Origin of the sequence: Acinetobacter lwoffii, from assembly GCF_024129435.1 — a bacterium.
GTDB lineage: Bacteria > Pseudomonadota > Gammaproteobacteria > Pseudomonadales > Moraxellaceae > Acinetobacter > Acinetobacter lwoffii_F.
The window spans coordinates 166,831-184,036 of record NZ_JAMXXN010000004.1; the positions used below are offsets into that span (position 1 = coordinate 166,831).

The 17,206-nt window shown below is 45.0% G+C and carries 17 protein-coding genes; 7 read left to right on the top strand and 10 right to left on the bottom strand.

Annotated elements, in window-relative coordinates; all coding sequences use genetic code 11:
* Nucleotides 1-19: 19 nt before the first annotated feature.
* The 3 genes from NI455_RS04355 to mhpT all read right to left on the bottom strand — a co-directional run bounded on the left by NI455_RS04355 (nucleotide 20) and on the right by mhpT (nucleotide 3,228).
* Nucleotides 20-967 (bottom strand): bile acid:sodium symporter family protein, encoded by a 948-nt coding sequence (locus NI455_RS04355; protein WP_253112630.1) that lies wholly within the window; start codon nucleotides 965-967, stop codon nucleotides 20-22.
* 126 nt (nucleotides 968-1,093) lie between these two features.
* Entirely contained in the window at nucleotides 1,094-1,723 is a 630-nt protein-coding gene (pncA, locus tag NI455_RS04360; protein WP_168730588.1) for a bifunctional nicotinamidase/pyrazinamidase, read from the bottom strand.
* Between the two features lie 299 nt (nucleotides 1,724-2,022).
* On the bottom strand, nucleotides 2,023-3,228 hold the full coding sequence (mhpT, locus tag NI455_RS04365; protein WP_253112631.1) for a 3-(3-hydroxy-phenyl)propionate transporter MhpT: 1,206 nt from the start codon (nucleotides 3,226-3,228) through the stop codon (nucleotides 2,023-2,025).
* A 724-nt stretch (nucleotides 3,229-3,952) separates the two neighbouring features.
* Between mhpT and dapA the strand changes: the two genes are divergently transcribed.
* The 3 genes from dapA to purC are packed head-to-tail and all read left to right on the top strand — an operon-like array spanning nucleotide 3,953 to nucleotide 6,228.
* Nucleotides 3,953-4,852, top strand: a complete 900-nt coding sequence (dapA, locus tag NI455_RS04370; RefSeq protein WP_253112632.1) for a 4-hydroxy-tetrahydrodipicolinate synthase — start codon at nucleotides 3,953-3,955, stop codon at nucleotides 4,850-4,852.
* A 14-nt stretch (nucleotides 4,853-4,866) separates the two neighbouring features.
* The gene (locus NI455_RS04375; protein ID WP_253112633.1) at nucleotides 4,867-5,472 is read left to right on the top strand and encodes a lipoprotein-34 precursor (NlpB); all 606 of its coding nucleotides are present in this window, start codon (nucleotides 4,867-4,869) and stop codon (nucleotides 5,470-5,472) included.
* 36 nt (nucleotides 5,473-5,508) lie between these two features.
* Nucleotides 5,509-6,228, top strand: a complete 720-nt coding sequence (gene purC / locus NI455_RS04380; RefSeq protein ID WP_004281247.1) for a phosphoribosylaminoimidazolesuccinocarboxamide synthase — start codon at nucleotides 5,509-5,511, stop codon at nucleotides 6,226-6,228.
* A 302-nt stretch (nucleotides 6,229-6,530) separates the two neighbouring features.
* On the opposite strand, the gene NI455_RS04385 is transcribed toward purC, so the two are convergent.
* Nucleotides 6,531-7,805, bottom strand: coding sequence for a replication-associated recombination protein A (locus tag NI455_RS04385; protein ID WP_253112634.1), 1,275 nt, complete (start codon nucleotides 7,803-7,805; stop codon nucleotides 6,531-6,533).
* Between the two features lie 263 nt (nucleotides 7,806-8,068).
* On the opposite strand from NI455_RS04385, the gene NI455_RS04390 reads away from it, so the two are divergent.
* Nucleotides 8,069-10,207, top strand: a complete 2,139-nt coding sequence (locus NI455_RS04390) for a putative bifunctional diguanylate cyclase/phosphodiesterase (protein ID WP_253112635.1) — start codon at nucleotides 8,069-8,071, stop codon at nucleotides 10,205-10,207.
* Between the two features lie 19 nt (nucleotides 10,208-10,226).
* On the opposite strand, the gene NI455_RS04395 is transcribed toward NI455_RS04390, so the two are convergent.
* Nucleotides 10,227-10,679 (bottom strand): YcgN family cysteine cluster protein, encoded by a 453-nt coding sequence (locus NI455_RS04395; protein ID WP_253112636.1) that lies wholly within the window; start codon nucleotides 10,677-10,679, stop codon nucleotides 10,227-10,229.
* Nucleotides 10,680-10,871: 192 nt separating this feature from the next.
* On the opposite strand from NI455_RS04395, the gene NI455_RS04400 reads away from it, so the two are divergent.
* Nucleotides 10,872-11,030, top strand: a complete 159-nt coding sequence (locus tag NI455_RS04400) for a DUF1328 domain-containing protein (protein WP_004647174.1) — start codon at nucleotides 10,872-10,874, stop codon at nucleotides 11,028-11,030.
* Between the two features lie 123 nt (nucleotides 11,031-11,153).
* Here NI455_RS04400 and murJ read toward each other — a convergent pair whose 3' ends face one another.
* Nucleotides 11,154-12,704 (bottom strand): murein biosynthesis integral membrane protein MurJ, encoded by a 1,551-nt coding sequence (gene murJ, locus NI455_RS04405; RefSeq protein ID WP_253112637.1) that lies wholly within the window; start codon nucleotides 12,702-12,704, stop codon nucleotides 11,154-11,156.
* A gap of 60 nt (nucleotides 12,705-12,764) precedes the next feature.
* Nucleotides 12,765-13,355, bottom strand: coding sequence for a 1,6-anhydro-N-acetylmuramyl-L-alanine amidase AmpD (ampD, locus tag NI455_RS04410; RefSeq protein ID WP_253112639.1), 591 nt, complete (start codon nucleotides 13,353-13,355; stop codon nucleotides 12,765-12,767).
* A 182-nt stretch (nucleotides 13,356-13,537) separates the two neighbouring features.
* Here ampD and nadC point away from each other — a divergent pair, with 182 nt between their 5' ends.
* The gene (gene nadC, locus NI455_RS04415) at nucleotides 13,538-14,383 is read left to right on the top strand and encodes a carboxylating nicotinate-nucleotide diphosphorylase (protein ID WP_253112642.1); all 846 of its coding nucleotides are present in this window, start codon (nucleotides 13,538-13,540) and stop codon (nucleotides 14,381-14,383) included.
* A gap of 97 nt (nucleotides 14,384-14,480) precedes the next feature.
* Here the strand turns inward: nadC and NI455_RS04420 are convergent, their stop codons facing one another.
* Both NI455_RS04420 and rph read right to left on the bottom strand, forming a co-directional pair.
* Nucleotides 14,481-14,678: a hypothetical protein gene (locus NI455_RS04420; RefSeq protein WP_004281239.1), complete on the bottom strand. Its 198-nt coding sequence runs from the start codon at nucleotides 14,676-14,678 to the stop codon at nucleotides 14,481-14,483.
* 182 nt (nucleotides 14,679-14,860) lie between these two features.
* Nucleotides 14,861-15,577, bottom strand: a complete 717-nt coding sequence (gene rph, locus NI455_RS04425) for a ribonuclease PH (RefSeq protein WP_004281238.1) — start codon at nucleotides 15,575-15,577, stop codon at nucleotides 14,861-14,863.
* A gap of 210 nt (nucleotides 15,578-15,787) precedes the next feature.
* On the opposite strand from rph, the gene NI455_RS04430 reads away from it, so the two are divergent.
* On the top strand, nucleotides 15,788-16,489 hold the full coding sequence (locus NI455_RS04430) for a TetR family transcriptional regulator (RefSeq protein ID WP_085064426.1): 702 nt from the start codon (nucleotides 15,788-15,790) through the stop codon (nucleotides 16,487-16,489).
* 53 nt (nucleotides 16,490-16,542) lie between these two features.
* Here NI455_RS04430 and NI455_RS04435 read toward each other — a convergent pair whose 3' ends face one another.
* A complete protein-coding gene (locus NI455_RS04435; protein ID WP_004281236.1) occupies nucleotides 16,543-17,157 on the bottom strand; it encodes a thiol:disulfide interchange protein DsbA/DsbL in 615 nt (204 codons plus the stop codon).
* Between the last annotated feature and the right edge of the window lie 49 nt (nucleotides 17,158-17,206).

Consider the following 17,206-nt stretch of genomic DNA (forward strand, 5'->3'; position numbering starts at 1 on the left):
TGCTGTCATCAAACGGCAATTAGGTGTCCGTTTTTTCAGTTTGTCTGGCAGCCCAATAAGTGGCTAAAGCAGGTCCTGAAATATTATGCCACAGACTGAAAATGGCACTTGGTAAAGCGGTAAGTGGTGATGCGGCAAAATGGGTTGCCGCCAAGGCCACACCCAGACCAGAATTCTGCATCCCCACTTCAATGGATACTGCACGACAGTCTATTTCTGCCAAGTGAAATATACGGCTGGCCCAATAACCCAGTAAATAGCCCATACCATTATGTAAGGCCACGATCCCTAAAATCATTAACCCAGACTCCAGAATCTGGGCTTTACTGCCGGCAATAATCGCCGCGACAATTGCCACAATTGCAATCACAGAAATCAAGGGCATTACCTGAATATAGGCCGTGACTTTTTGCTTGAGTAGCGCCCGTACGATTAAGCCCAGAATAATCGGGAATAATACCACCTGTAAGATCGACACCAGCATCGACCAAGCATTGATCTCAATCCACTGACTGGCCAATACATAGAAAATGGCCGGAGTTAAAATGGGCGCCAGTAAAGTCGAAACTGAAGTACAAGCAACAGACAAGGCGGTATTGCCCTTGGCCATATAGGTAATCACATTGGATGCAGTTCCGCCCGGACAGCAACCTACCAATATCACCCCGATCGCAATCTCTGGCGGTAGTTGAAACAATTTGCACAACAGATAAGCTAAGCCAGGCATCACCACAAACTGGGCGACCACGCCAATCGTTACTGCTTTCGGACTTTGCAGGACACTTTTAAAATCTCCCACGGTCATGGTCATGCCCATGCCAAACATAATGATGCCCAACATCCACGGAATATAAGCCCGTAACCAGACAAAAACTTCAGGGACCATCAAGGCAATGCCGGAAAAAAGTACGACCCATAAAGCAAAGGTTTTTTGGACAAATTGGCTAAACTGGAGCAAGGCTGACATGGGTTTCATCCAGATGACATTAAGGGAGAAAAAGTAAGATAAAACAGGCACCCGTTGACGCCTGAATTTTTATATTTAAATATAAATAAGATCAAAGGAATATTTAAGTTCTATCCCTATTCAGCTTTAAGCTGCTTGAACAATATCTTTCACATAGATACGTTTTACGCCATGCGACAGCATATCCTGCCAGGCATGTTGCAAGGAACCATTCAGGTCAATGCCCTTGGTGGCATCGGCAATCACATAGGTCTTAAAGCCCAGTTTGCAGGCATCGATTGCAGTCCAGGCCACACAAAAGTCCGTAGCAATCCCGACCACAAATACGGTATCAATCCCACGTTCACGCAGATAACCAGCAAGACCGGTAGTGGTTTTCTGGTCGGCTTCCATAAAGGCCGAGTAACTGTCGATCTGGGAATGAAAGCCCTTGCGAATGATGAGTTGTGCTTGCGGTAAATTTAAATCCGGATGCAGTTCGGCATCGCGTGTCCCTTGCACGCAATGCTTTGGCCATAAAACCTGACTGCCATAATCCAGCTGAATGCTGTCATAGGCTGCTTTGCCGGGATGGTTGTCTGCAAAAGAGATATGGTTGTCCGGATGCCAGTCTTGGGTCAGGATAATATGCTTAAAATGCTGCCCCAATAGATTAATATTTGGAATAATCTGGTCAGCATTGGCTACAGCCAGATTGCCTCCCGGGGTAAATCCTCTCTGTACATCCACGACCAGTAAAGCGACATTATTCTGCATCTGTTTTCATCCATTGAAATCTCGATTTATGCCCAAGCATAGCGCAAAATATCCCAGAATTTTTAGCCCTGCTGCTAAAAATGGTATGACTGTGCATTCTGAGCATCCTTATATGAGCAGATCAAGAGACCCCTTATTTTTTGATAAATATGAGATGAGTTCCGAGCTAGATCTCTGCAAAAAAAAATAAGTTTTAAGATAAAGTGATGAGCCTTTCTAATTAGAAAACAGTATATTTAATTCTTAAATTCTGAAAATAAAAAAGCCTGCAAAAGCAGGCTTTTTAAAATCTTGGAACATTACACTTTAGTGCGGTTCACCAGGAACAGCATACATAATGCAGAGATGATGATACATGGGATCGCAGCGCTAATGACTCCCGCAGCACCAAAACCTGCTGTCAATAACTGACCGGCAATGACTGGACCCAGCATGGCACCGATACGGCCAACTGCAGACGCAACACCAACACCAGTACCACGCACTTCAGTCGGATAAACGATACTACCGAAGGCATACAGTACACCCTGACAGCCAATCACGAAGGCACCGGCCAATGCTGCTGCCATATACATCTGGTTCAGCGAGCTTGCACCATTCAGCGCCAGTAGACCTGCCAGAATACCGCCGTACATCAACAGGATCACATAGGCTTTCTTCCAGCGGTCGGTCAGCATACCCAGAATAATCGTACCCAAGGTCGCTGTAACCATGAAGTAGAACTGTGCGGTTGAACCATCTTTACGTGTGAAGCCGAGTTCCATAAACAATGATGGCAACCAGCTCAACATGATGTAAACCACCATCAAGGTAAAGAAGTAGCTCACCCAGATACATAGCGTACGTAACAGGTTGTCGGAATTAAACAGGTCCTTGAATGAACCCTGCGGTGCAACAGCAAGTTCTGCAGCCGTTTTGTTCTGTGCTTTCAGGTATTCCTTCGACTCAGGCAAAAATAGCATCATCAGCGGAATGGCAAAAATTGGTAACAGACCACCGAGATAGAAAACATTTTTCCAGTTGGTACCAAATTCAGTCGCAGCAACCAAAGATAAAATCGCTGCACCGACTGGCATACCGCAGTACATCAAGCCCACTGCACGGCCACGATTTTGTGGAGAGACAGCTTCTGATGCGAGTGTGATCAGGATCGGCATCGCGCCGCCCAGACCTGCTCCAGCCAGGAAACGCACTGCCAGCAAGCTGTTAAAGCTATTGACCCAGACGGTACATAATGTAAATACAGCAAATATTGCTGTCGACCAGATCAAGACTTTCTTACGGCCAATGCGGTCCGCAAATCGACCACCAACCAGTGCACCCGGTAATAAACCCAGAATCCCTGCACTAAAAAACACACCCAACTGGGAACTATCGAGACCAAAATGCTCACGAATACCTGCAGCAGCAATTCCGGCTGCCTGAATATCTAAGCCTTCAATCACCGCAATCAGAAAACAGATCGCGACCGTGACGATAGCATGCTTATTGTCTGATTTTTCCATTGGATTATCCTTGTTCAATCAGCGTTACAAAAGACAGCCATCATCTATGAGCCTGATTGCAGAAATAACTATCAATAAGTTGAACGTTTTGCTTGGATATTCCAAAAGGGGCTGAAGTAGATGAATTGAAGATACTGACTGATAAAGTCGCAAAAACACTTAATCAGAACAGCATAAAGTTCAAGACTTGGACTTTAAGACTTATACATCAAGTTAAAAAATTAACCGATAAGAAAAAAAATTCTCAATTTATTGATATTTAAAAAAGATTAGTCTTAGTCGTTTTTGGTTTTATTTGTCTTGGTACAAGAGCTCGATCAAGATGTACGAGATCTCAATTTATCCAATATAACTATTAATCCAAAATCAAAAGGTATAAAAATGGCAGTTTTTAGCTAATCTTTTTGCACAAGCCTTATCATTATTGGGTGCATTTGGGGCAATATCCTCCATTGTCTAGACTGGAGACATAACTTTGGTCTCAGGATTTTGCGTTATAAATCATCTTATTTATTACTTGATTGTTTCCAAAAGGCTTTGTATAAAGAATTCAGTAGCTTTTACTAAAGCATATTGTTCTTATGCGTTTGATCAGTCATAATTTGCATAAGCAATATTCAATTCAATGCAAATCTATTGAATTTGCTATAAATCAAAATACAAATCCATCCCAATTTATGTTTTCTCATTCCTTTCGGATGGACAAATAGGATAGTTTTTTAAAATGACTCAGCAAGCACAGACCATTCAAGGTTCCATAGTCGCAATCGTCACCCCTATGTTTGAAGATGGCAGCGTAGATTGGAAGGGTCTCGAGAAGCTGGTTGAATGGCATATTGCAGAGGGCACCAACAGTATTGTTGCCGTTGGAACGACAGGCGAAGCCTCTACTCTCAGCATGAGTGAACACACCCAGGTGATCAAAGAAATCATTCGTGTGGCCAACAAACGTATTCCTATTATTGCCGGCACAGGTGCGAACTCGACCCGTGAAGCGATCGAACTGACCCGCGAAGCCAAAGAGCTGGGGGCAGATGCCGCTTTACTGGTAACGCCATATTACAATAAACCGACTCAGGAAGGCTTATACCAACATTATAAAGCGATTGCTGAAGCTGTTGATCTTCCTCAAATTCTTTATAATGTTCCAGGCCGTACCGGTGTAGATATGGCCAATGAAACCGTGATTCGTCTGGCAGATATTCCACAAATTATCGGTATTAAAGATGCGACTGGCGATGTACCGCGCGGTGCTGAACTGCTACAAGGCCTTGTCGGTAAAGACATGATTGTTTATTCAGGTGATGATGCCACTGCGTATCAGCTGATCAGTCATGGTGCCAAAGGTAATATCTCGGTCACGGCGAACGTGGCTCCGAAAGCCATGAGCGAAGTGTGTGCAGCTGCGATTGCCGGTGATGCAGCCACAGCTGAACAGTTAAATGCTCAGGTTGCAAATTTACACAATATTTTATTTTGCGAATCGAACCCAATTCCTGTGAAATGGGCACTCCATGACATGGGCTTAATTGGTACGGGTATTCGCCTTCCATTAACACCACTTGCAGAACAATATCGCGCTCCACTTCATGAAGCACTGGTCGAAGCGGGCGTTATTAAATAAAAGAGCACAAGATTATGCAATTACGTTTAGGACTTAGCCTTACACTTTCAGTATTCAGTTTGGCAGGTTGTAGTTCAATGGCCTTTAATAACGGCACTTTAGACTATAAAGAGACTACTACCCTGGAAGCTTTACAATATCCTGAAGGCGCCATGGTTCGTCCTGCAACGCCATTGTATCCTGCTCCAACAGTTGATCCGCTTGCAATTGAACATGCACCGAAGCTTGAAAACCAGCGTGGCAACCGTTTTGCCTTGCCACGCCCACAAGCCCAGACTGAAAACTCAAATACAGCTGATCTAACCGAAACCAATACGGTGGGTCAACCACAGTTGGTCACTGACGGAAATCTTAATCCGCTGCTTAAAATTGAGGGAAATTCTGCTACAATTTGGCAATATACACTTGCCACCCTCAGCAGTCTGAATCATAGCATCGTTGTGCAGAGCAAAAATCGTTATGAAGTCACGATTAAAGTCGACCAGCAGACCTATGTATTAAGATTATCTTCTGTCGGTTCAAGTAATAACCTCGCTGTGTTCAATGCCGATAACAGTTTTGCCGACCGTGAAAAAGCCGCAGAACTGCTCAACCAGATTTACCAAAATTGGCCAGCCTAGACATTTCTAGGCATTTTTTTTGTAAAAGGTTCCCTCATGTTAAAACAAACCTTGCTCTATACTGGTAAAGCGAAATCTGTCTACACCACAGACAGTTCAGACCATCTGATTTTAGTCTTTCGCGATGATGCCTCAGCATTCAATGGCGAAAAAATTGAGCAACTAGATCGTAAAGGCAAGGTGAACAACCGTTTTAACGCCTTCATCATGGAAAAACTGGCAGAAGCGGGAATTGAGACCCACTTTGAAAAGCTACTGACTCCAAATGAAGTGCTGGTGAAAAAACTGGATATGATCCCGGTTGAATGTGTGATCCGTAACTATGCAGCAGGTTCTTTATGCCGCCGCCTGGGTGTGGAAGAAGGCAAGGAACTGACTCCTCCAACATTTGAATTGTTCTTTAAAGATGATGCGCTTGGCGATCCAATGGTCAATGAGTCACAAGCCATTGCTTTAGGTTGGGCGACTGCTGAACAATTGGCGAAAATGAAAGAATTGACTTACCAAGTGAACGACGTGCTTAAAGCATTGTTTGACGCAGGTAATATGATTCTGGTTGATTTTAAGCTTGAATTCGGCGTGTTCCACGACCGTATCGTACTTGGTGATGAATTCTCTCCAGACGGTTGCCGTCTATGGGACAAAGACACCAAGAAAAAACTAGATAAAGACCGTTTCCGTCAAGGTTTAGGCGGCGTAGTTGAAGCCTATGAAGAAGTAGCCGGCCGTTTAGGTATCAATCTAGACAACATCTAATCTGTAAATGCGCAGATTCGAAAAAACCGAGCTTTTTAGCTCGGTTTTTTATTTCCGGCTTTTAATCGGAAAAATAAATTTTTATTATTAAAATGATCGTTTTTACATCAAGAACTACATGCATTAATATTATCACATACCAGGCAAATCAGTGAGTTGACGCACTTTACTCCATATTTTCCGACCAAATTTCTCCTCTACCCTCTAGGATGTTATCTCCCTCAAAAACATCCTACTTTCAGCCCAATTCGCCTTGAATTGGGCTTTTTTTTAATCTGTTCAATTAGTTGGGATACCCAGCTTTATTGCTGCTGTTGTTGCTGTTGCCAACGGCGTTGCTGTAAACGCTCCCCTTCAACTTCACGTTTATTACGTGCTGATTCATACAGTTTGGTATCCTTCAGTTCTGGCGGCATATATTCCTGTAGCACAAAATGCTCAGGATAATTATGCGGATACAGATAATCCACGCCATAGCCCTGCTCTTTCATCAGCTTGGTTGGCGCATTTCTTAAATGCAAAGGCACTGGCAAATTTGAAGTTTTATCTGCGAGTTCCATCGCCTTGTTAATCGCCAGATAAGTACTGTTACTTTTGGCACTGGTCGCGAGATAAACTGCACATTGCCCCAACATAATCCGGCATTCTGGCATTCCCACGGCCTGCACCGAACGGAAACATTCCCCTGCCAACAGCAAAGCATTCGGATTCGAGTTGCCGATATCTTCGGATGCGGCAATCAGCATACGCCGTGCAATGAATACCGGATCTTCACCACCTTTGAGCATGCGTGCCATCCAGTACAAGGCTGCATCCGGATCACTGCCGCGAATCGATTTAATAAAGGCCGAGACCAGATCATAGTGCTGCTCACCAGACTTGTCATAACGGGCAATATTTTGCTGTGCTACTTTTACCACCACCGCATTGGTGATGATATTTTCCATATCCGCTTCAAAGGTACTAGCAATCAGATCCAGTAAATTTAGCGCCTTGCGGGCATCTCCTGCCGCGAACTGGATCAGGGCATCAAATTCTTCAATCAGGATATGGCGTTCCTGCAAAAAAGAGTCATTTTGTAAGGCTTGTGTCAGCAGAGTCTGAATCGATTCAGCGCTCAATGCATTCAGGCTATACACTTGACAACGTGACAATAAGGCACTATTCACTTCAAAAGACGGGTTTTCCGTGGTGGCGCCAATTAAGGTAATTTTCCCCTTCTCGACCGCATTTAACAGTGCATCCTGCTGGGATTTATTAAAGCGATGAATTTCGTCAATAAACACCACTGGCGTCAGCAAATCGCCACCTTCTGTAATGATTTCACGCAGCTCTTTCACGCCGGTATTCAGTGCAGACAGGCTGATAAAAGGCCGGTCTACCGCTTGAGCCAGCAGTAAGGCAATGGTGGTTTTTCCGACTCCGGGAGGTCCCCAGAAAATGATCGAAGGCAGATGCCCCTGATCAATCATCTGGCGTAGGGGCGCCTGCTCACCCAGCAAATGTTCCTGCCCGATAATCTGTGTAAGGTCGCGTGGCCGTAAGCGTTCTGGAAGCGGGATATGACTATCTGACATGTTATTATTGGCTCAAACTAAATTCTGATCTCATTCTAACATCAGCAGTTTTGATTCCAAGAATGCAAACATCAAGCATAAAAAATTAATTTATGTAGATATCCTCTATTTTTTTAATTCTGAATGAATTAATCTCTATAAAAGCGAATAATTTGAACATGATTAATTGTGAATTAATTACAGTGTAATTTTCATATTGTTTATTCTAATTAAAAGAAACTTATCTCGCCCCTTGGGCACTTTTGGGTTGTAGTGGTGAATGCATGAAGCATGATAAATTTGAACAGGGAGCTGTGAGTCAGTCTAAGCCACTGACGTCATCATCACTGATTGCACCCCACGTTCACTTGTCTGAATCGGTTTTGTTAAAAAATCTGATCGATGCCTTACCGCAACCCTTGTGGGTCAGCAACAAAAAACATCTGCAATATTTTAACGATGCCTTGACTGATTATCTTGGCGTGAACCTGAATGAACAGGGTCATCCGCAATGGCAGAGCTTTATTCATGCAGAAGACTTGCAGCTGTTTTTAGCGCAGTGGCATGCTGCGCTGGATCAGCATCAGAACTTTGAAACCCAGTGCCGGATTAAACGCAGTGATACCCATTATCGCATGTGTACCCTAGCGGTAAAATTTCATCATGAACCTGAACATTTGCTGCAATGGGCCGTTTCCCTGACTGATGTGCATGATTATTTTGAAATCCAGCAACAACTTTCTCAAATCGTTTCAACTCAGGAAAATATGCTGGATGCCAGCGCAGACTGCATTAACATTATCAGTCCTGAAGGTGAGATTCGGCATAGCAACCAGTCTGGCTGTCTGGCACAAGAAAATGAGACCACAGAACAAGATCAAGACCGTTCATTGTGCTGGTTAAATCGCTTAACCCCTGAAGCCCGAAAATCCGGACAACGTGCTCTGAAACAGGCTGCCCAAGGCTTAAACAGTCGTTTTTCCAGCAAAATTCAGATCAAAGATCAACCAATCCAATATTGGGATCATCTGCTCACCCCGATTCTGGATCAGCAGAATATTACCCAAAATATTCTCTGTGTATCACGCAATATTAGTCAGCAAAAAATCGCAGAAACCCGTTTAAAAGAAGTGATTAAACGCGATGAACTGACTGGCCTGTATAATCGCAGTACCTTCTATAAAACCTTTAAGCAGGTGCTGTTAAAGGCCAAACAACAGCAGACCATGGCAGGTTTACTGCTGATTGATCTGGACTATTTCCGGCATATTAATGACACCTTGGGCCATATTGCCGGCGATCATCTGTTACATGTCTTAGGCAAACGCTTCCAGACTTGTTTCGGTCCGAATACCATCATCGCCCGTTTGGGTGGTGATGAATTTGTTGTACTGGTCAAAAATTTGGAAAGTGAAGAGCAACTGCTGGCAACGGCGCAAATGGCCTATGCCCAGCTAGATCAGCCCATTAATTATGTCGGCAATAGCATCAGCAGTGCCATGAGTATAGGCTGTGCCATCTATCCACGTGATGCCTTAAATACCTCGAATCTGCTGAAATGTGCCGATATCGCCTTAAATGACCTGAAAAATAGTGGTCGTGGTGGCATCCGCATGTTTAATCAGGAAATGTGTGGATCACTGGAAAATATGACCAAGCAGCTGACTCTGGCACGCAAGATTATTCTCGCCGATCAGATCATTCCCTATTACCAGCCCAAGGTCCGTCTTTCTGATGGTGCAGTGATCGGTTTTGAAGCGCTATTACGCTGGCAAGATCAGAATCAGAACATTCAGTTACCTTCCGAAATTTTTGGTGCCTTTCAGGACTATGAGCTGGCCTCACGCATCAGTGAGACCATGCAGCTGAAAGTTTTCGCCGACATGAGCCGCTGGCAGGCACAAGGTCTGGATCTGTTACCGATTTCAATCAATGCTGCACCGGTTGAATTCCTGCGCGATGACTATGCCGAAAAACTGTTGGCACGCCTGTCCAATTTCGATATTCCGGCCCACAAAGTTGAACTGGAAATTACCGAACAGAGCCTGTCCGAGCATGGTGCCAATTATGTGGTCCGTGCCCTGAACCTGCTGAAACAGGCCGGAATCCAGATTTCGCTGGATGATTTTGGCACCGGACATTCTTCGCTGACCCGTTTACAGGATTATCCGGTCGATTGCATCAAGATTGACCGCAACTTTGTAGAACGCATGAACAGTGATCCTTCTGCTCTGGCCATTGTCAAGGCCATTACCCAGATTGGCTCCAGTATTGCACTGGATGTTCTGGTCGAAGGAATCGAGAATACAGAACAGCTGGATACCCTGATCCATTGTGACTGTCAGATAGGACAAGGATTCTATTTCTATCGCCCGATGGCCGGTGCTTCGGCCCAGGCCCTACTCCATCCAGCAGATCAATAAACGAATCACAAAGCCAGATTTAACGCACCCAGCGTACGATATAGTCTTCGATGTCATCTTCATGAATGTCGCTTTCACTCAGGCAGCGCCCTGCTGCCGACTTGCGTGCCTGAATCACACTTTCCCGTGAACCGCTAATCAGATAATGCCAGGATGGCAGGCTTTTTCCCTGCTCTACACGGCGATAGGCACAACTTGAAGGCAGCCAGTGAATCGTTTCCAGTTTCTCTGGGGTGAGCTGAATACAGTCCGGCACATATTGCAGACGATCCGGATAATTGGAGCAACGTGCAGTGCTACAATCCAGCAGTTTGCAGGCCACTTTGGTATAGGCAACTTCCTGGGTATCTTCATCTTCCAGTTTAATCAGACAACATAATCCGCAACCATCACACAAGGCCTCCCACTCGACTTGCGTCAGTTCAGCAAGTGAATAGTTTTTCCAGAATTCGGGACGTAAAGTATCTCTCATGATCAGGTCGGCACATTCAAAAATCAGCTTATTATAGCAGCCAGAACCCTGCAGACCTACCGCCTCAAATTCTTATTACTATCACGTAAACTATTGTTAAATCATAGACAGTTCATCAACAAAACACTAACAGTCGCTGGAATCGTTTATTTCTATACTAAATTTGAAAATAAAAACACATGGAGAATATATATGTTTCGCTGGGCTATTATTTTTGCTGTTATTGCATTAATTGCGAGTCTACTTGGTTTCGGTGGCGTCGCAGGCTTGTCTAAGGATTTTGCAATTATCTTGTTGGTAATTGCGGTGATTCTTGCGATCGTTGGTTTTCTTTCGCGCGGCAAGGTCTAGATTTACGCTAGACCTGTTCAAAGCAAGTGTTAGCTTTCAAAAAACAAGAGCCTTCTGGCTCTTGTTTTTTTATGGGTATTTTAATGATCTGTTTTGATCAGACATACTTCGTTCAATATGAACTTAAGGTTTTAAATGACGTGGTCTAAAACCTGCCACTAGCAAGGCTGCAACATACGCCACCACACCGACAACACATAAGATCAATACTTCTAAGACACGCATCCATTGCGATACATCTGCATTATACCAGCTCAGGGCATAGGCTAAGGCCGCAATCATCACCACATTGGCAAACATGAATTGCAGGAAGATTTTTTTCCAGTGCGAACCAAAACGGAAAATATCACGCTTATGCAGATAATAATAAAGCAAACCGGCATTGACCATGGCTGAACCCGTCGATGCCAACGCAAGGGCCATATGCTCCGCTTCCCAGTCAATCAGCTTGAAGAAGCCGATAAAAATCACGTTCAGAATCGCATTAGCTGCCACAGCCATCAAACCGACACGCACTGGGGTTCTGGTATCCTGCTTTGCATAAAAACCGGGTGCAAAGACTTTAATCAACATAAAGGCAATCACACCACCGCTCATACATTGCAGCGCCAAAGCCGTCATCTGGGTATCTTCAAAGGTGAACTGGCCACGTTCAAACAGAGCCTGAATAATCGGGGTCGACAGCATAAACAGTGCAATACTGGCGGGTAGGCCTGCCATCACAATAACTTTGGCTGCCCAGTCCATCATGCCACGGAATTTTTCCGGATTTTGCTCAGTATGCCGTGCCGATAAGGACGGCAAAATCACGGTACCAATTGCCACACCGATCAGACCCAGCGGCAATTCGGTCATACGCTCGGCACTGTACAGCCAGGACACCGAACCATCCTGCATGAATGAGGCCCAGATGGTATTTAACAGCAGGTTAATTTGCGTGACAGATACACCAAATAATGCCGGCAGCATCAACTTCATGATGCGATCAACGCCTTCATGCTTGAAGTCAATTTTCGGTGGAATCAGCAGATTTTTACGCCACAATTCAGGAATTTGGATCGCCAGCTGTAAAATACCGGCAATGATCACAGCCCAGCCCAGCGCCATAATCGGCTCGGCCATATAAGGCGTAAGCCAGAGCGCCCCGGCAATCATCGCCACATTCAGCAAGACCGGCGCAAATGCCGGGGTACTAAAAGAGCCATAACTGTTCAGAATACTGCTGGCAAAAGCCGTCAGTGACATGAACAGCAAATAAGGAATGGTCAGGCGGAACATGTCGGTCGCCAGAGCGAACTTTTCAGGATCGCTATGGAAACCGGGCGCATAGATATACATAATCAATGGCGCAGCAATGATCGCGACCATGGTCAAAGTCGTCATCACCGTGGCCAGACAGCCGAATACCCGACTGATCAGAATCTGAACTTCGGTATGCGTGCGACTGGTTTTATATTCGGTCAGTACCGGAATAAACGCCTGTGAAAATGCGCCTTCGGCAAATAAACGCCTGAAAAAGTTTGGAATACGAAATGCGACTACGAAGGTATCGAAGTCTTTACCAGCACCAAAGACATTCAGTAAAACAATATCTCGAACCAATCCCAGTACGCGTGACAACATGGTCATCGCACTGACAATGACGGTCGAACGCCAAAGCGCCATCCTATTCACCTAATGTATAAATTTGTGGCTATTGTAATGAAACTTTTGTCAGAAGTTCATTGCTTAATTTCATCGCTCAAGCGAGCTTGAGGTGTTTTTATAATGCTGTAACTGTGTACGAAAATCAGCCCAGTTAAAATACCGTCCCGGATCGGTCTTACGGCCCGGTGCAATATCCGAATGCCCGGCAATATGCTGCTGAATCTTAGAATAATGCTGTTGCAGACAGGCCGTGACTTTGACCAGGGCTTCATACTGTGCGGTTGCAAAAGGCAAATCATCACTGCCTTCCAGCTCAATCCCGATCGAATAATCATTACATTCTTTTTTGCCCAAATAGGTCGAGCGGCCGGCATGCCAGGCACGGTCATTAAAATTGACAAATTGCAGTACTTCGCCAGATCGTAAAATCAGCAAATGGGTCGACACCTGCATTCCTTCAATGGTTTGAAAATAGGGATGGACTGACCAATCCAGCTGATTCTGAAAAAACTGTTCAATATAACCGCCGCCAAACTGGGAAGGGGGCAGGCTGATATTGTGAATCACCAGCAATTGAATCTCGGTTTGTTCTGGCCGTTGATTAAAATTGGGAGACGGGATTTGACGTGCACCGATTAGTTGCCCGTCCTTGACCTGAAACTCAGCTGCCTGTTGCATAGAACCGTTCTCCCCAAAAATAAAATCTGCAAGATCAGCATTGCAGCCGGCTTCATGCTAAAACTTTCAAGGACAAATCTCAATTCATCCCGGCAAACTGGATGAAAAATCGCTCATCTTTTATGTAACGGTGCTAAGATAAGGCGCAATTTTCACGGCTTAAAAAAGATACGGAAATACTCATGTGCATATCTCAAGCTTTGCTAGACCAGTCCATTCAGCTCAATATTCAACAGGCACTTTCAGAAGATATCGGTGACGGTGATATTACTGCCCTGCTGACCCCTGAAGATGAACAGGCCACTGCCACCATCATCAGCCGTGAAGACATGGTTTTGGCCGGGCAGCCTTGGGTGAATGCCTTGATTCAGGCCTATGATCCGAGCGTTGAAGTGATCTGGCTGAAAAATGATGGCGATCATGTTCAAGCCAATCAAGCATTTTTAAAACTGGCCGGATCTGCACGTAGCCTACTCACCGTGGAGCGCCCTGCGCTAAACTTTGTCCAGACGTTGTCTGCGGTTGCGACTAAAACCGCCCACTATGTCAAAGAGCTGCAAGGTTTGAATACCAAACTGCTTGATACCCGCAAAACGCTTCCGGGGCTGCGTATCGCACAAAAATATGCCGTGGCCATTGGCGGTGGTCAGAATCATCGTTTGGGCTTATTTGACGCTTTTTTAATTAAAGAAAATCATATTATGGCAGCGGGTGGTATTGCGCAGGCAATTGCCAAGGCCCATCAAATTGCACCAGGTAAGCCTGTCGAAGTTGAAGTCGAAACCTGGGATGAGCTGAATCAGGCACTCGAAGCCCATGCTGATATCGTGATGCTGGATAATTTCAGTCAGCAGCAGATGATCGAAGCGGTGCAACATGTGGCTGGTCGTTGCAAACTGGAAGCATCAGGTAATATCACTATTGATAATTTACGTGAAGTCGCGAGTACCGGCGTAGATTATATTTCCATGGGTGTGCTGACCAAAGATGTCAAAGCCATTGATCTGTCGATGCGTTTCAATGCTTAAACATAAATGGGATAGATGACCGTAGAGGGTGCGAAGCACCCTTTTTTATTTTTAGAAATTTTTTTGCGTATATTTTGCTCAATTTCTATTTTAGACCTTAATCATCATCGTCATCCCGATTACCTCGGCGATCGCGGTCATCATCGTCACCATCACGGTCGTTATATCTTCCGTTATCCTCATCACGATCCTGATTTAATACTGAACGCTCGTCATCTTCACGATTATTGCCCCAGTCACAGGCAGTTAATCCAAACACGCCCAGCAATGAAATTGCACAAAGCCACTGTTTCATGTCGCATTCCTCATTGTGATCTCACCTGATCCAATATCAATGCAAAACCGGTTCAGATATAGCTGATTCATGTCGGCTTTTTGTCAGGAAGTTTTGTAATGCAGTTTTTGAATACAGGTGCAGAGTGAAATTTCGGGCATAAAAAAACGCATCCAGAGATGCGTTTCTCAACATGGGATGGATTACCAGCCTAAAGCTTCTTGCTGTTTTTTCACCAGTTCCTGAATGCCTTTCTCGGCCATTTCCAACATGGCATTCGATTGTGCACGGGTAAATGGCTTATCTTCTGCAGTACCCTGAATTTCAATAAATTCACCAGCCTGAGTCATCACCACGTTCAAATCGGTTTGACAGTTCGAATCTTCTTCATAGCAAAGATCCAATAATACTTCATCTTTGAAAATACCGACAGAAACCGCAGCCACCAAACCTTTTAATGGATCATGTTTGATTTTTTTTCTTTCCAGCAAGACGTTCATCGCATCGACCAAGGCCACCGCAGCACCGGTAATCGCTGCAGTACGGGTACCGCCATCGGCCTGAATTACGTCACAGTCGATGGTAATGGTATTTTCACCCAGCTTTTTCAGATCGACCATTGAGCGCAAGCTACGACCAATCAGACGCTGAATCTCCTGGGTACGGCCACTCTGTTTGCCACGTGCCGCTTCACGGTCACTACGGGTATGAGTTGAACGTGGCAACATGCCATATTCAGCAGTCACCCAGCCTTGGCCCTGACCTTTGAGGAAACGCGGTACAGAACTATCCACACTGGCAGTACAGAGTACTTTGGTATGACCAAATTCAACCAATACAGAGCCTTCCGCATAACGTGTATAGTTACGGGTAATTTTCACTTCACGTAATTGATCTAATGCTCGCTGGTCGATACGCATAATAAGTCCTGTATGGGTTCAAAATAATTGCGGCTCAGTATAGCAGAAGCCTTTGCCAAGATTAGGCAGCCTGGTGATTCATTTACAAAATCAATGCATCAGCTCGCTACGAGATGTCAAAATTCTGCCGATCTGTGGCACTACGATTTGATTTAATTTTTGCTAGACTAAAACTCCCTATGAGGGAAGCCAGTGACAGGAAACCCATTTATGTCCTTACGTGAAGATCGCAAGCAGCAAAGTCATCAGGCACTACTCGATGCGACACTAGCATTCAGCAGTCAGGGCCGCGCTTTCAGCACGATCAGCCTACGTGAAGTCGCGAATGCAGTCGGAGTAGTACCGACTGCGTTCTATCGGCACTTTCAGGATATGAACCAGTTGGGTCTGGAATTGCTGGATCAGGTTGCGATTCATATCAAGGGCGTACTCAATCAGCTGGGGCAGGCTTATCTGTATCAGCCGAATACCCGAACCCACACCGGGCTTGAGCTCTTCTTTCAGGCCGTCGAATATCATCCTGAACCCTGGATTTTTTTTGTGGCAGAACGTTGGGGCGGTTCGGACGTGTTACGTGTCGGCATTGAACGGGAAATTCATTTTCTGGCTGAAGATGTCATGCATGAACTGGCCAAGATGCAATCTACCCGACATATTCAGGCATCACAGGACTTGCAGGCTCTGGCACAGATGCTGATTGAACTGTCCCTGAACTGGGCCATGGGCTGGATTCATCTGCAGCATCAGGTTGATCCAGAGCTGCGCCGCGCTCAATCCAATGCCTTTAAAACCCAAAGCGTGCTACAGATGCAGCTCTTGCTACGTGGCATTTTGCACTGGTATCGGCGACCTGCCAAAACAGTTGAAACCGCAAGCCCTGTGCTCAATGAAGCGGTCATTCCCCCTGCCTAAATAAAAAAACCTGCATCATGATGCAGGTTTTTTTACTGATCGTCAGTTCAGACTTATTTGGCTTTACGCTCTTTCTCGATCAGGTAATTCACCACCTGAATGACTTTGGCATCATTACCCTGCACAATATATTTACCATTCACGGTCACTGCCGGAACACCACTTAACTGATACTGAGCAGCCAGATTTTTGGCTTGGGCAATTTTCGAAGTGATCGGGAAAGATTTATAAGTGCTGTTAAATTTCGCTTCAGGAATACCATAGCGGGTATAGAACTTGGCCAATTGCGCCTGTTCTAAAATTGGACGTTGCTTATCATGAATATCATGGAATAATTGTAAATGTGCTTTTTGACGCACACCCAATGCTTCAGACACATAATAAGCACGCGCTGCCTGCTCCCAGAGTGGATTCATTGCAGCCGGCGTACGTACAAAACGTACATCTTTTGGTAATTTTTTCAACCAGCCCTGCATATGTGGTTCAAGCGCGAAACAGTGACCACAGCCGTACCAGAAGAATTCACGTACCTCAATTCTGCCCGGTTTTTCGACTTTGACTGGTTTTGCAACCACCTGATAGTCCTGACCTGCCACAAAATTGGCCATAGCATTGCCTGAAAAGGCCAAAACAGATGCGGCAACAGCGCCTAAAAGGAATTTTTTCATTCGGATTATCGTCCTCTAAATCATTATGCTTAGTTTATGTGTTCACTAT

Bases quoted from the DNA above. Each gene is read 5' to 3' on its own strand.
- ampD (WP_253112639.1), bottom strand. From the start codon at position 13,355: ATGCAACAGGCAGCTGAGTTTCAGGTCAAGGACGGGCAACTAATCGGT.
- NI455_RS04420 (WP_004281239.1), bottom strand. From the start codon at position 14,678: ATGAAACAGTGGCTTTGTGCAATTTCATTGCTGGGCGTGTTTGGATTA.
- pncA (WP_168730588.1), bottom strand. From the start codon at position 1,723: ATGCAGAATAATGTCGCTTTACTGGTCGTGGATGTACAGAGAGGATTT.
- NI455_RS04385 (WP_253112634.1), bottom strand. From the start codon at position 7,805: ATGTCAGATAGTCATATCCCGCTTCCAGAACGCTTACGGCCACGCGAC.
- NI455_RS04395 (WP_253112636.1), bottom strand. From the start codon at position 10,679: ATGAGAGATACTTTACGTCCCGAATTCTGGAAAAACTATTCACTTGCT.
- mhpT (WP_253112631.1), bottom strand. From the start codon at position 3,228: ATGGAAAAATCAGACAATAAGCATGCTATCGTCACGGTCGCGATCTGT.
- dapA (WP_253112632.1), top strand. From the start codon at position 3,953: ATGACTCAGCAAGCACAGACCATTCAAGGTTCCATAGTCGCAATCGTC.
- rph (WP_004281238.1), bottom strand. From the start codon at position 15,577: ATGCGTATCGACCAGCGAGCATTAGATCAATTACGTGAAGTGAAAATT.
- NI455_RS04390 (WP_253112635.1), top strand. From the start codon at position 8,069: ATGAAGCATGATAAATTTGAACAGGGAGCTGTGAGTCAGTCTAAGCCA.
- NI455_RS04375 (WP_253112633.1), top strand. From the start codon at position 4,867: ATGCAATTACGTTTAGGACTTAGCCTTACACTTTCAGTATTCAGTTTG.
- NI455_RS04435 (WP_004281236.1), bottom strand. From the start codon at position 17,157: ATGAAAAAATTCCTTTTAGGCGCTGTTGCCGCATCTGTTTTGGCCTTT.
- NI455_RS04430 (WP_085064426.1), top strand. From the start codon at position 15,788: ATGTCCTTACGTGAAGATCGCAAGCAGCAAAGTCATCAGGCACTACTC.
- nadC (WP_253112642.1), top strand. From the start codon at position 13,538: ATGTGCATATCTCAAGCTTTGCTAGACCAGTCCATTCAGCTCAATATT.
- NI455_RS04400 (WP_004647174.1), top strand. From the start codon at position 10,872: ATGTTTCGCTGGGCTATTATTTTTGCTGTTATTGCATTAATTGCGAGT.
- NI455_RS04355 (WP_253112630.1), bottom strand. From the start codon at position 967: ATGTCAGCCTTGCTCCAGTTTAGCCAATTTGTCCAAAAAACCTTTGCT.
- purC (WP_004281247.1), top strand. From the start codon at position 5,509: ATGTTAAAACAAACCTTGCTCTATACTGGTAAAGCGAAATCTGTCTAC.